7 protein-coding genes are annotated in these 13,826 nt (G+C 47.8%); all 7 read right to left on the bottom strand.

All coding sequences use genetic code 11. The features are described from left to right. Positions 1-17: 17 nt before the first annotated feature. The 7 genes from KBW69_RS18010 to KBW69_RS17980 all read right to left on the bottom strand — a co-directional run bounded on the left by KBW69_RS18010 (position 18) and on the right by KBW69_RS17980 (position 13,780). Positions 18-1,508: a hypothetical protein gene (locus KBW69_RS18010; protein ID WP_257275709.1), complete on the bottom strand. Its 1,491-nt coding sequence runs from the start codon at positions 1,506-1,508 to the stop codon at positions 18-20. Positions 1,509-1,720: 212 nt separating this feature from the next. Then, positions 1,721-3,658 (bottom strand): hypothetical protein, encoded by a 1,938-nt coding sequence (locus tag KBW69_RS18005; RefSeq protein ID WP_257254039.1) that lies wholly within the window; start codon positions 3,656-3,658, stop codon positions 1,721-1,723. 144 nt (positions 3,659-3,802) lie between these two features. Then, on the bottom strand, positions 3,803-5,884 hold the full coding sequence (locus tag KBW69_RS18000; RefSeq protein ID WP_257281749.1) for a hypothetical protein: 2,082 nt from the start codon (positions 5,882-5,884) through the stop codon (positions 3,803-3,805). Positions 5,885-6,088: 204 nt separating this feature from the next. Continuing rightward, a complete protein-coding gene (locus KBW69_RS17995; RefSeq protein ID WP_257254037.1) occupies positions 6,089-7,630 on the bottom strand; it encodes a hypothetical protein in 1,542 nt (513 codons plus the stop codon). 164 nt (positions 7,631-7,794) lie between these two features. Beyond that, complete coding sequence (locus KBW69_RS17990) at positions 7,795-9,702, bottom strand: hypothetical protein (protein ID WP_257281748.1); 1,908 nt, start codon at positions 9,700-9,702, stop codon at positions 7,795-7,797. 170 nt (positions 9,703-9,872) lie between these two features. Further along, complete coding sequence (locus tag KBW69_RS17985; RefSeq protein ID WP_257281747.1) at positions 9,873-11,801, bottom strand: hypothetical protein; 1,929 nt, start codon at positions 11,799-11,801, stop codon at positions 9,873-9,875. 164 nt (positions 11,802-11,965) lie between these two features. After that, positions 11,966-13,780, bottom strand: coding sequence for a hypothetical protein (locus KBW69_RS17980; RefSeq protein ID WP_257281746.1), 1,815 nt, complete (start codon positions 13,778-13,780; stop codon positions 11,966-11,968). Between the last annotated feature and the right edge of the window lie 46 nt (positions 13,781-13,826).

Here is a 13,826-nt window from a genome sequence, read left to right as displayed (position 1 = left end):
GAGAAGGCCTTATCAGATCATGGACTGAGGTCGTTGTTCTGGTACAGTTCCTCATGTTTGCGTTTTCGGTGTCTTTTTTTGTGATCCGATATGGCATTAGCATTCTTGCAGAACTTTCCGCATGGTCGCGACTGGCCATCCTCCCCGACCACGGTCACTTTACAGGTTTGTTGCTCGCTGTGGACACTTCTTTTGTGTTTCGTCAGGGCTCGGGCATTTATCCAAATCGTCCCGCATGGCTGTTGCTGGCCATCTTCTCTGTCCACTATCACTTCACAGGTTTTTTGTCCGGTGTGGTAAGCACTTTTGTGCGTCGACAGAGCATGAGCATTCTTGCAGACCACTCGGCATGGCCGGGGCTGGCCACCCTCTCCAACCAGGGGTACGTCACAGGTTTGTGGTCCGCTGTGTCCTTCTCTTCTGTGACTCGACAGGGTGATGGCATTCTCGAAGACCTTTCCACATGGCCGGGACTGGCCATCCTCCCCAACCACTGGCAGGTCACAGGATTGTTGTCCGGTATGTTTTTTTCTTTTGTGATAGTAAAGGGCTTGAGTATTTTTACAGACTTTTTTGCACGTTCGCGGCTGGCCATCCTCCGCAGCCATTGGCAGGTCACAGGATTGTTGCCCGGTATGTTTATTTCTTCTGTGATCGTAAAGGGCTTGATTATTTTTGCAGACTTTTTCGCATGTTCGCGGCTGACCATCCTCCCCGACCACTGTTTCGTCACAGATTTTTTTCCCGCTGTGGATTGTTCTTTTGTGAGTCGACAGGACTTTGGAATTTTTGCAAACTTTTCCGCATGGCTTAGGCTTGCCATCTTTATCGAACAATGTCAAATAACAGACATGTTGTGTTTCCGGAGTCTCTGTCGTGGGTGACAGTCGGGTAAACGAAAAGGATATCCACTTTTCTTTAAGATAGGGTGACTCAGTTTCTAAAAGCGCATTGTTCTGATCATACACACAGTTATCAGGATCTACTGATTGTCGGAATTGACAAACGCCACGACAGGTATCTATGAAACAATTTAAATCCAAAGTATGTGGGTGTTGCCCAGGATTTCCGTTCCCGCCGCCGGAGTCAGAAAAGGAAGCAGTGAAAAAGCCTTTGGAGCAAGTGGTGGCATCCGGGCCTTTGTGACCGGATGATTCTGATGACTCGAGTTGTGGTTGTTCATGTCCAGAGCCAAGCATCATGGTGATGGCTGCAAAGGAATGATCCCCCTGTTTCAGTATACCGCTTAGTCTGAGTGGTTTGATATAAGGTGGCGAATCTGATTCTGTAAAGCCGTTTGTGTTGGCAATATCTGAAAATGTATGCTGATCATGCTGCGTTCTAAAAAAAAACCGGTGTGTTGGAGTATCTGCTTTCTGTTTAAGATCGAGAATAAAATGTCTGGTCAAAGGTTCAGCCTGACAGGCGACAGACAACAACATTTTCAGCAACACTAGCAGCAAAAATAGCAGCAACAGTGGTGCCTTAGAGAGTGAGTGTTTAATCATTCTATCCTTATATTCTGGTTTACTGGGAAGAAGAATAGATCAGGAAATTAGGTGTGCTTTTTGTTAAACAACCATTTAGGCGCAGCTGTATCCGTTGCTAAGCCAGGACAGCTCGATCAGGTGCCATTCGGGGAAAGATGGATGGCTTGGGGTATTCATTTAAACGACTTTTATCTCCTGATAGTTCTCCTCATGAAAGGACGAGAGGCAGATCAAGGACTGGGGACATTGTTCTGGTCCAGATCATTAAACTTGCGTTTTAGATGTGTTCTTCTGTGGTCTGTCAGGATTCTTTTACTCTTGCAGACCATTCCACATGGTCGTTGTTGACCATCCTCCCCGACCACTGTCACGTCACAGATCACCCGTCCGGTGTGATATTTGCATTTGTGAGATGACATAGAATGAGCATTCTTTAAGACCACCCCGCATGGACTAGGCTGGCTACCCTCCCTAACCATTATCATGTGACAGGTTTGTTGCCTGCTGTGCTCTTTTCTTTTGTGAATCAACAGAGTTTGAGCATTCATGCAGTTCTTTCCGCATGGCCGCTGCAGGCCATCCTCCCCAACCACGGTCACTTTACAGGTTTTTTGTCCGGAGTGATTTTTTCTTTTGTCATTCCACATGGTTTTTCTGGTATCAAGGATCTTTCCGCACGGCTTCGGCTGATCATCTTCTCCGGCCACGCTTGTTTTGCAGGTTTTTTGCCCGTTGTGATTTCTGCTTTTGTGAGACGACAAAGATTGAGCATTCTTGCAGACAGTCCCGCATGGCCGAGACAGACCATCCTTCCCGATCACTGTCGCCTGACAGGTTTGTTTCCCGCTGTGGTCTTTTCTTTTGTGATCCGACAGCGCTTTAGTACTCATGCAGACTTTACCGCATGGCCGCTGCTGGCTATCCACCCCGACCACTGTCAGGTGACAGGTTTGTTGTCCAGTGTGATATCTTCTTTTGTGATCCGTCAGGGATTGAGCATTCTTGCAGACTGTCCCGCATGGCCGAGACAGACCATCCTTCCCGATCACTGTCAGGTTACAGGTTTGTATCCCGCTGTGGTCTTTTCTTTTGTGATCCGACAGGGCTTTAGAACTCTTGCAGACTCTCCCGCATGTCTGCTGCTGAGCATCCTCACCGACCACTGCCAGAAGACAGGTTTGTAGCCCGCTGTGGTCTCTTCTCCTGTGATCCCGCAGGGATTGAGCGCTCTTGCAGATTCTCCCGCATGGCCACCGCCGACCATCCTCTCTGATCATTGTCGCGGGACAGGTTCGTTGTGTGTTTGAAGTCCCTGCTTGAGAATGGAAGTGGGGAAAAGTAAGGGAGATTGTTTTTTCTTGTAGGCCGGTTGACTCCGTTTCGAGGGATGCATTGTTTTGGTCATATGCATGGCGATCAGAATCTAAAGAGTGCCGGAATATACAAACGCCATTGCAACTATTTACGAAACAATTTAAACCCAGAGTATGTGGGTGTTGTTCAGAGTCTCCGTTACCGCCGCCCGAGCCAGAATGCCGGGGGCTGGTGAAAATGCCTGTAAGTTGGATGGTTGCCCCCGAGGCTTGCTGGTCAGATGATTCTGAAAGCTGGCCTTGTTGTTTCTGTCCAGAGCCAAGTCCCATAGTAATGATGGCAAATGGTTGACCCTTCTGTGTCAGCTTGGGTGCTGCCTCTTGTTGTTCAATTTGTTTTTCAACCGGGTTCAACGACGGTAAATCTTGGTTCCAGTAGCTTTTTAAAAGCCAACCAACAACGATAATCGCTTCTACAGGTGGTGACGGGTGAGGGATGGCTCTTTTAGGGGTATCTTTGATGCTAAGGATCAGTTTGTAATCAACCAGCAGATGAGTGACGTAAAGCAACTGCCATGAAATCGATTCAATAAGGGTTGTTTTTACCCCATAACCGTAGGATCTGCGTAGTTTGCCGTCGGGCAGTGAAGCTGATCCTGCATAGCTGTTTGTGTCGGCAATGCCTGAAAATGTTCGCAGGTCACACTGCCTTACAGAAAAACTCTGGTTTGCTGGAGAATCTGTCGTTTGTTGAAGCTCGACAATGAAGCGTCTTGTCAACGGTTCCGCTTGGCAGATGACAGACAAAAACAGTATCAGCAACAGCGTTGTCGCAAAGATTGAGTGTTTAATCATTCTACCCTTGCGTTTTAAGTTACAGATAGGAAGGATAGATCAAGAAGGTAAGCGAGTTTTTTCTCAAAGACCTTCTGTCAAATGACTTCTGTTAAAAGCTCAAAGTTGCAACGGATAAAACCTCATGAAAGGGCGGGTGTCAGATCATGGATTGGGGTCATCGTCCTTGTTTACATCAACAGGTTTACGTTTGCGATGTATTCTTTTGTGATCCGAGAAGGCTTTAGTATTCCTGCAGATCTTTCCGCATTGCCGCAGCTGGCCATCCTTCCCGATCAAAATGATGCTACAGGTTTGTTGCCCGGTGTGTTCTTTTCTTTTGTGACACAACAGAACTTCGATATTCTTGCAGACCGTGCCGCATGGTCGTTGCTGGCCATCCTGCCCGATCACTGCCAGGTCGCAAGTTTGTAGTCCACTGTGGTCTTTTCTTTTGTGATCTGCAAGTGCTTTAGTACTCTTGTAGATCTTTTTGCATGGCTGCGGTAAACCATTCTCTCCGTCCACGCTTACGTAACAGGTTTGTTTCCCGGTGTGATATTTGCTTTTGTGGGTCGACAGAGCACTAGCATTCCTGCATGACGTCCTGCATGGCTTCGGCTGACCATCCTCCCCGACCACTGTCTCGTCACAGGTTTGTTGCCCGCTATGGTCTTTTCTTTTGTGACCCGACAGGACATGAGGACTCTTGCAGACCTTTTTGCATGGCCGATGCTGGCCATCCTCCCCAACCACGGTCATATCACAGGTTATCTGCCACTTATGGAATCTGCTTTTGTGAGACGACAGAGATTGAGCATGCTTGAAGACCGCGCCGCATGGCCGCGGCTGGCCGTCCACGACTATGGTTATGTCACAGGATTTTTGCCCGGTGTGGTATTTGCTTTTGTGAGATGACAGCGATAGGGTATCCTTGTAGACTTTCCCGCATGACTGCAGCTGGCCATCCTTCCCCAATACTTTCACGTCACAAGTTTTTTGTTCGATGTTTTCTTTTATTTTCTGAGCTAACAGGGCTTGTACTGAGCTTGTTCGGAAAAGATGGGGTTGGTCCTGACCCGGTTGGAATACTTCAGTGTTTGTTTGCCGGGCTGCTGAATGGCTGAGCGTAAGGGAAAATCCGGCTTCTTCGAGAATACTACTTGGATCGAATGGCTCATTAATGAATCCAAAATCATTATTGATGGCAGGCAAATGCCCGAGCGTAAAGGCGACCCCGTCTGAGGTGACCCCGTCTGAGGCGACCCCGTCTGTATGGTTGCAGCTATTGGGCAGATTACCATTAATAACATACGGCTCTGGCTCAACTAGTTGGTCGAAATAGAGTGAGAATTGACTGTCAGAAAGTTCCTGCAATTCTTGAAAAAGCGAATTATCCAAGGAGTGTGTAGCTTTTTCAGGATCAGAAGAGCTTATGCAACTTAGATAGTGTTTATTCGTCAAGTCAGGGTATGAGCTTTGTCCGGTATTTGCCGTTGCTCCTAATTGAGCGATTTCTATTTTTGTCGTCTGTATCGGTGCGTCGGACTGCTCACAGCGGGACTCAGCGGGCTTTTCGCCATCGGATGATTGCCGGAAACTGCAAGCACCATTACAGGGATGGACGAAACAATTTAAACCCAGAGTATGCTGGTGTTGTTGTGGGCCTCCGTTATTGTCGTCATAGTCAGAAAACAGAAGGCTAATGAAAGAGCCTGTAAAGTGACTGGTGGCTTGAGAGGCTTGCTGACCCGATGATTCTGATGGTTGGCTTTCTTGTTGGTCTTGTCCGGAGCTGAACATCATAGCGATGGTCGCAAATGGGTGATCCCTCTGTGTCAGCATAGACGTTGCCTCTTGTTGTTCAATCGGGCAAAACAGTGGTGAATCGGGGGGCCAATAGTTTCTTAAAAGCCAACCGATAGCGACAACCGCTTCTAAAATTAGCCATGTATAAGGGGTGGAGTTAAGAGAGACGTCTTTGTTTCTCAGGATCAGTTCGTTACTAACCAACAGATGAGTAGTATAAAGCCATTGCCACGAAATAGATTCAAAAATGGGGTGTTTTACTACGTTATTGTGTCTTTGTCGTTTTTCATCAGTCAGCGAAACTCTTAATTTATGGCCATTGTTATCGTAAATGTCTGGCGCATTACCCGGCAATGTATGCCAGTCAGGGTTTATAGAAAAGCTCAGCGTTGGAGAAACTGCTTTTTGTTCAAACTCGACAACAAAACCCCTTGTCAACGGTTGAGCCTGACAAATGACAAAAAACATTAGTAGTAGCGACAACAGCGCCACAAAGAGTGAATGCTTAATCGTTCTATCCTTGCGTTTCGGGTTCCAGAAAAGAAGGATAGATCAAGAAAACAAGCGTAATTTCTTTCAAAGACCTTGTTTTAAAAGACCAAGGTTGCACCGGGCAAATATCATGAAAGGTAGGCTGTCAGATCAAGGGGTGAGGTTTTCGTCCACACCAACAGGTTTACGTTTTCGATGAACTCTTTTGTGGTCCGACAGGGCTCGAGCACTCCTGCATATCTTTCCGCATAGCCGCTGCTGGCAATCCCTCCCAACCAAAACCACGGCGCAGGTTTGTTGCCCGCTGTGGTCTCTTCTTCTATGATACGACAGGACTTGAATATTTTTGCAGACCGTCCCACACGGCCGCGGCTGTCCGTCCTCCCCGACCACTATCGCACTACAGGTTTTTTGCCCACTGTGGATTTTGCTTTTATGATCTTTCAGGGCTTGAAGATTCTTGCAGACAACCCCACACAGTCGTGGCTGGCCATCCTCTCCGACCAATGCTACATCACAGGCTTTCTGACCGGTATGCGCTCTGGTTTTGTGAACCGACAAGGCTTGTCTGTTCTTGCAGATCTTTCCACATGATCGCTCCTGGCCTTCCTCCCCGATGACTGTTGCGTCACAGGTTTGTTGTCCGCTGTGGTATTTGCTTTTGTGAGATGACATTCCGATTTCTTCGAGAGGGTCAGGAGGATAAAGAGGCTCATTAATGGCCACAAAATCATGAGTGGTGGAAGTCCGGTTTATGGGCATTGGCAACCCATGATTTATTGACCCGGCAGGGTCAGTTGCATAGGCAGCCTGTGCACTCATTGAGTGTTGGAAATGTGTGGCGAATACAGGATCAAAGTGGCCTATGCAACTAAGGCAGTATCCATTGGCTAAATGAGGGCATGAGCTTTGTCCGGCTGATACTCCTATTTGGGCTGTCGAACTTTCTACGAAATTTTCAGGCCATTCAGAGGTCTCTCTGATATCGGATGATTGCCGAAAACTACAAACGCCATGACAGGGATGGGCAAAACAATTTAAACCGAAAGTATGCTGCTGTTTTTGAGGGTATCCTTTGTCGTCTCCAGAGTCAGAATAAAGGAGACGAATGCAAGCGTCTGTAAAGTGACTGGTGGCTTCCGGGACTTCACGATCGGATGATTCTGATGGTTGGCATTGTTGCTGATTTTGTCCAGAGCCCAACATCATAGTGATGGCTGCACACAGTTGATCTCCCTGTGTCTGCATAGACGTTGCCTCTTGTTGTTCAATTGGGTTAAAGAGCGGTGGATAGGAGTTCCAATAGCTTTTTAAAAGCCAACCCAAAGCGACAACTCCTTCTGCAAGTAACCATGAATAATGGATGAAGCCAGAAGGGGCATCTTTGGTGGTCAGGATCTGTTCATAAGCAACCAGCAGGTGAGTGGTGTAAAGCCATTGCCATGAAATCGATTCAGCAAGGGACGTGTTTGCGCAGTAATCTTGAGATCGCTGTCGTGTGCTATCAGGCATCGAATCTGATTCTGCACAGTCGTTTGTGCTGACAACTCCTGACTGATTGCCCGATAATTGCCGGTCAGGCTTTGCAGAATAGCTCTGATTTGGAGAATTTGTTTTCTGTTCAAACTCGATAACAAAATGTCCTGTTAACGGTTGACTCTGACAGACGACAGACAGCGTCAGTAGCAGCAAAAACAGTGCCGAAAAGAGTGGGGATTTAATAATTCTATCCTTGCGTTCTGGGTTACAGAGAGAAAGGATAGATCATGAAAGTAAGCGCGTTTTTCTGTCAAAGGCCTTCTGTTAAAAGCCCAGGGCTTCACCGGGCAAAATCTTATGAAAGGGCGGTTATCAGATCAAGGACTGAGGTCATCGTCTTCGTCTGCACCCACAGGTATACGTTTCCGATGCATTCTTTTGTGTTCCGACAGGACTTGAGCACTCCTGCAGATCTTTCCGCATAGCCGTTGCTGGCTATCCTCTCCGACGATTGTTTCGTCACAGGTTCTTTGCCTGATGTGAGTGACGCTTTTGTGAGTCGACAGGGCTCGAGCATGCTTGCAGACTGCTGCGCATGGTCGTTGCTGACCATCGTCCCCGACTACGGTCACGTCACATGTTTTTTTTCCTGTATGGTATCCGCTTTTATGATCCGAAAGGGCTTTAGCGCTCTTGCAAACCTTTCCGCATGGTTGCAGCTGGCCATGCTCACCGATCACTGTCACGTCACAGGTTCGTTGCCCGCTGTGGACTTTGCTTTTGTGAACCGACAGGGCTTTAGAACTCTTGCAGACTGCCCTGCATAGTTGCAACCGGCCATTTTCACCAGTCACTTTTACGTTACAAATTCTTTGCCCGCCGTGGGTGCTTCTTTTGTGATTCCAAAGAGCTCTGATATTGCTGTACAACTTTCCACATGACCGCAGCAGGCCATCCTGGCCGACCACGGTCGCATCACAGGTTTGCTGAATAGTGTGGACGCTTCTTTTGTGATTCCACAGGGTAGCAGCATTTATGCAGATCTTTCTGCACGGCTGTTGCTGACCATCTGCCCCGTCGACTAGCACGTCACAGACTTTTTGCCCGGTGTGATATTTACTTTTGTGAACTGACAGTGCCTGAACATTCCTGCTGACCTTCCCGCAAGGTCGCAGCTGGCCATCCTCCCAGACCACTATTACATTACAGGTCGATTGCCCGGTAGCGTCACTTCTCGAGATTGCCTCTGCGCTCACTGAGTCTGAGACGACCCCATCTGAGGCAACCCGTTCTACTGAGCTGATGCTATTGGTTGGGTTGACATCAATGCTGTGCGGCTGTTGCCGAAATAGTTGACCAGAATCGTATTGACTCATAATGGCAGGGATATCATCCCATATTTTTAGAGGCGGGATTTGTTGGCAATGTGTACTGTTTAAAGGAACAAAATGACCCATGCAACTGAAACAGAGCCCGTTGGCCAGATGAGAGCATGAACTTTGTCCGCAATTCATAGACCATTCAGCTGGCTCTTTGCTCTCAGATGATTCTCGTAAATCACAAACGCCATGACAGGGGTGGACGAAACAATTTAAACCCAAAGTATGAGAATGTTGTTGAGGGCCTGCGTCCCCTCCGTCAGAGTCAGAATACCGAAGATGATTGAATGATTCTCCAGGGTAGGGGGATACTGTTGTGGTTTCCTGAACGGATGATTTTGATGGCTGGTTTTGTTGTGAGTCTTCTCCAAAGCCATACATCATAGTAATGGTCGCAAACGTGTGACTCTGGCTCACCTCTTGTTGTTCAATTGGTTTTTCAACAGAACTAAACGACGGTGAATCGGGGTTCCAACGGCTTTTTAAAAGCCAACCGATAGTGGTAACCTCTCCTGGAGGTATCCATAAAAAGGGGTTGAGACATAGAGGGGCGTCTCTGGTGGTCAGGATCATTACGCAACCAGCGAGCAGATGTGTGGTGTAAAGCAAGTCCCACGAAATCGATTCAATAATGGTCGATTTTGCCCGATTGCCGCCAGCTTTCCGGGGCTTGTCATCAGGCTGCGAGTCCGGTCCTGCACAGTCGTCTGTGTTGGCAATGTTTGATGGGTCGCGCAGCAATGTACATTGGTCACTCTTCATAGAAAAGCTCTGGTTATGAAAAACTGCATTTTTTTCAAGCTCGACAATAAAGCGTTCTGTCAAGGGTTCGGCATGACAGACGACAGACAACAACATCAGCAATAGTGTTGCAGCAAAGAGAGAGTGTTCAATAATTCTATCCATGCATTCTTGTATACAGAGAGGAAGGATAGAACAAGAAAATAAATGTATTTTTCTGCCAATAACTTTTTGTTAAAAACCAAAAGTTGCTCTGGGCAAAAAGTATCTGCAAAGTGGTTTGCCTTGCGGCAAACTGCTGACGCTCATGATCGGAGTGATGTCTAATCAGATCATTACTTATATTCTGACTTCTTGAGATTGGAGTCATACTCCGGGTGCTCATCTGCGGACGTGCGTTTTCGATGTATTCTTTTATGATCCGTAAAGGCTATAGCGTTGTTGCAGACCTTCCCGCATCGTCGCTGCTGACCATCCTTCCCGATCACGGTTATGTTACAGATTTGTTGCTTGCTGTGGTGTCTTCTTTTGTGATCCTTCAAGGCTTGAAGGTTCTTGCAGAATGTCCCGCATGGCTGCGGCTGGTCATCCTGCCCGAATACGGTCACGTCACAGCTTTTTGGCCCTGTGTGGTATCTTCTTTTATGAACCGACAGAGCCTGGACATTGCTGCAGACCTTTCCGCAAGGCCGTTGTTGGCCATCTTTTGTGATTAAAGTTGCGACACAAGTTTTTTGCTCGCTATGTTTCCTGTTTTTGTGTCCCGAAAGGGTTTTAGCATTGCTGCAGACTTTCCCGCATTGCTGCGGCTGGCCATCCTTCCCGACCGTTATAACGTTGCAGATTTGTTGCCCGGTGTGGCATTTGTTTTTGTGAGCCGCCATAGCCACAGCATTCTTGCAGATCGTCCCGCATGGCCGCGGCTGGCCATCCTCCCCGACCACTGTCAGCCTGCAGGTTTGTTGCCCAGAATGCTCTCTTCTTTTGTGAAGCGTCAGGGCTTGAGCATTCTTGCAGACCCTCCCACATCGCCACTGACGACCATCCTGCCCGATCAGTGCCATGTGACAGGTTTTTCGCCCAGTGTGGTATTTGCTTTTATGACTTGACAGGGCATTAGTATTCTTGCTGACCTTCCCGCATGGCCGCGGCTGGCCATCCTCTCCGATCACGGTTATGTCACAGATTTGTTGTTTGTTGTCGTATTTTATTCTGCGATCCGACTGAGTTCCCTGGCAATGTGTCGTTCCGGTTATGAAATTATCAGGTGCTGTTGGAGTTTGTAATGTGTCTGTCTGAGTATGCGTAATGGAAATTCCGATTTCTTCAAGAAGACTCTGAAGAGTGTTTGACCCATTAATGCCCTCAAATACATCAGTCCGGAAAGGCAAAGTCCAGGGCTCTGGCACATCATCATGGACCGGCCCGGTAGGGTCAGTTGTATAGTCTGTCCCTGAACTCATTGGGTGCGCAGCACTTTCAGAATCAGAATGACTGATGCAGCTAAAGCAAAGTCCGTCAGACAAATGAGGAGATGAGCTTTGTTCAAAATTCAGTGGCAATTCAGCTGACCCTCCGCTGTCAGATAATGGTCGGAATTGACAAACGCCATAACAAGGATGGACATAACAATTTAAACCGAAAGTATGTTGATGTTGTTCAGGGCCTCCGTCACCGTCGCCATGGTCATGATCATAATACGTGAGATGAGTGAAAAAGCCTGTATGGTCGGCAGTGGCTTGAGATTCCCATGATTCAAATGGCAGGTCTTGTTGTTGGTCTTGTCCGCTACCCAACATCATAGTGATGGTGGTAAACGAGTGATCCTGACTTGTCTCTGGTTGTACGATCGATTGTTTAACCGTGTTAAACAGTGGTGAATCAAGGAGAGGATAGCTTGTTTTAAGCCAACCGACAGCTACAACCACTTCTGCAGGTAGCCATGAATAAGGGGTGGAACTGAGAGGGGCATTTCTGGTGGTAAGCATCCGTTCGTAACCCACCAGCACAAAAGTAGCGTAAAATAATTGCCACGAAGCCGACTCAATGAGGGGCGTTTTGACCCCGTAACCGCCAGATCTGTTGTGTTTTTTGTCAGATGGCGAGTCTGATCCTGCATAGTCGCTGGTGTCGGAAATATCGGAAGTGCTTCCCGGCAATGTACGACGGTCACACTTTATAGAAAAGCGTGGGTTGGGAACAGATGTTTTCCGTTCAAGCTCGACAGTATAACGTTCTGTTAATGGTTGGGCGTGGCAGATCACGGACAACAACATTAGCAGAAGTAATGATGGTGCTACAAAGAGTGAACGTTTAATAATTCTATCCCTGCGTTCTGCTATACAGAGAGGAAGAATAGACCACTTGATGATTGAAGTGGTCTCTGATCAAGTCGTTACTTATTTACTTAACTTTCCGGAAGGCTGAGTTAATCGTACTGTTGAACATCGACAGGCTTGCGTTTTCGGTGTCTTTTTTTATGTTCATACAGGGTTTTAGTGTTCTTGCAGATCTTTCCGCATGGTCGCTGCTGGCCATTCTCCCCGACCATGGTTACGTCACAGGTTTGTTGCCCGGAATGGTGTATTCTTTTGTGATCCGAAAGAGATTGAGGGTTCTTGCAGACCTTCCCGCATAATCTCTGCTGGCTATCCTCTCCGACCACAATCTTGTTACAGGTTCGCTGCCCGGAGTGTTTTCTTCTTTTATGATCTAACAGGCTTTTAGCACTTTTGCTGACCGTTCCACATGGCCGCGGCTGGCCATCCTTGCCGACCACGGTTACGTCACAGGTCCGTTGGTCGGTGTGATGTCTTCTTTTGTGATCCGACAAGGCTTGTGTATTGTTGCAGATCTTCCCGCATGGCCTCTTTTGACCATCCTCCCCGGCCACGATCACGTTACACGTTTTTCGTGCAGTATGCTGTCTTCTTTTGTGATCTGGCAGGGCTTTGAGACTCCTGCAGATTGTTCTGCATAGCCGCCGCTGGCCATCCCCATCGACCACGGCCACGTCACAGGTTTTTGGCTCGTTTTGCTCTCTTCTTTCGATAAGCGACAGGGGTTGAGCATTCTTGCTGACCATTCCATATGGCTGACGCCGACCCTCCTTCCCAACTACGGTCATGTTACAGGCTAGTAGTCTGATGTCGTATTTTATTTTGTGATCCGATAGGGATTGTTGACAATGTATCGTTCCAAATACAGCATTCTCAGGTGCTGTCGGGTCCTGTGGTGTGTCTGTCTGGGTGGGCCTGCTAGAAATTCCGGTTTCTTCGAAAAAACTCTGAAAAGTGGGTGACCTGGTAGTGACCGCAGATTCATTCGTGCTGAGAGGCTCATTATCGGGCGTAGGCGCATTATAATTGAACGACCCGGCGAGGTAAGCTGTAAAGTCTGCACCTGTATACATTGGGTGTTCAGTGTGTTCAGAGTCCAATTGACTTAAGCAGCTGAAGCAGCGTCCATTAGCCAAATGAGGGCATGAGCTTTGTTCGGAATTCAATGGCCACTCAGTTGGCTCACCGCTCTCGAATGATGGTCGAAATTGACAAGCGCCATGACAGGGATAGAAAAAACAATTTAAACCTAAAGTATGTTGGTCTTGTTCAGGGCCTCCGCTACCGCCGCTATACCCAGTATTATGGAAGCGAGTGAGAGAGCCTGAAGGGCGGGCGGTGGCTTTCGTGGCGAACTGGCCCGATGATTCCGATGGCTGGCATTGTTGCTGGTTTTGTGCAGAGTCCGACATCAAAATGATGGTGGCAAGTGGGTAATTCTGGTTCGCGTCTCGTTGTTCAATTGGGTTAGGTTGTCCAACCGGGCTAAGCAGAAGCGAACCTGAGTTTCGATAGCTTTTGAAAAGCCAGACGGCAGCGACAACGAAAACCACTTCTACAGGTTGCCATGAATAAGTGGCGGAATATAGTGAGGCATCTTTGATGATCAGGATCAGTTCGAAGCTAACCAGCAGATGGTCGGCGTAAAGCCAATGCCACGTAATCGAATTAACAAGGGCGGTTTTTACCCCATAAGCGTCAGGTTCCTTTGGCTTGTCGTCAGGCGGTAAATCTGATGCTCTATGGCCGGTTTTATTGGCAATGACTGATGGATGGTCTGGCAATCTATGCCGGGCGCGCTTTATAGAAAAGCACTGGTCTGGAGAACTTGTTTTATGTTCAGGTTCATTAACAAAATGTCTTGTCACCGATTGAGCCTGACAGACGACAGACAGTAGCAGCAACAGCGGTGCCGCATAGAGTGGGTGTTTAATAATTCTATCCCAGCCT

The organism is Endozoicomonas sp. ISHI1 (genome assembly GCF_024606225.1).
Lineage (GTDB): Bacteria > Pseudomonadota > Gammaproteobacteria > Pseudomonadales > Endozoicomonadaceae > Endozoicomonas_A.
Note: the sequence above shows the minus strand (reverse complement) of the source record. Positions and strands in the feature narration are given on the sequence as shown.

Bases quoted from the DNA above. Each gene is read 5' to 3' on its own strand.
- KBW69_RS18010 (WP_257275709.1), bottom strand. From the start codon at position 1,508: ATGATTAAACACTCACTCTCTAAGGCACCACTGTTGCTGCTATTTTTG.
- KBW69_RS17990 (WP_257281748.1), bottom strand. From the start codon at position 9,702: ATGGATAGAATTATTGAACACTCTCTCTTTGCTGCAACACTATTGCTG.
- KBW69_RS18005 (WP_257254039.1), bottom strand. From the start codon at position 3,658: ATGATTAAACACTCAATCTTTGCGACAACGCTGTTGCTGATACTGTTT.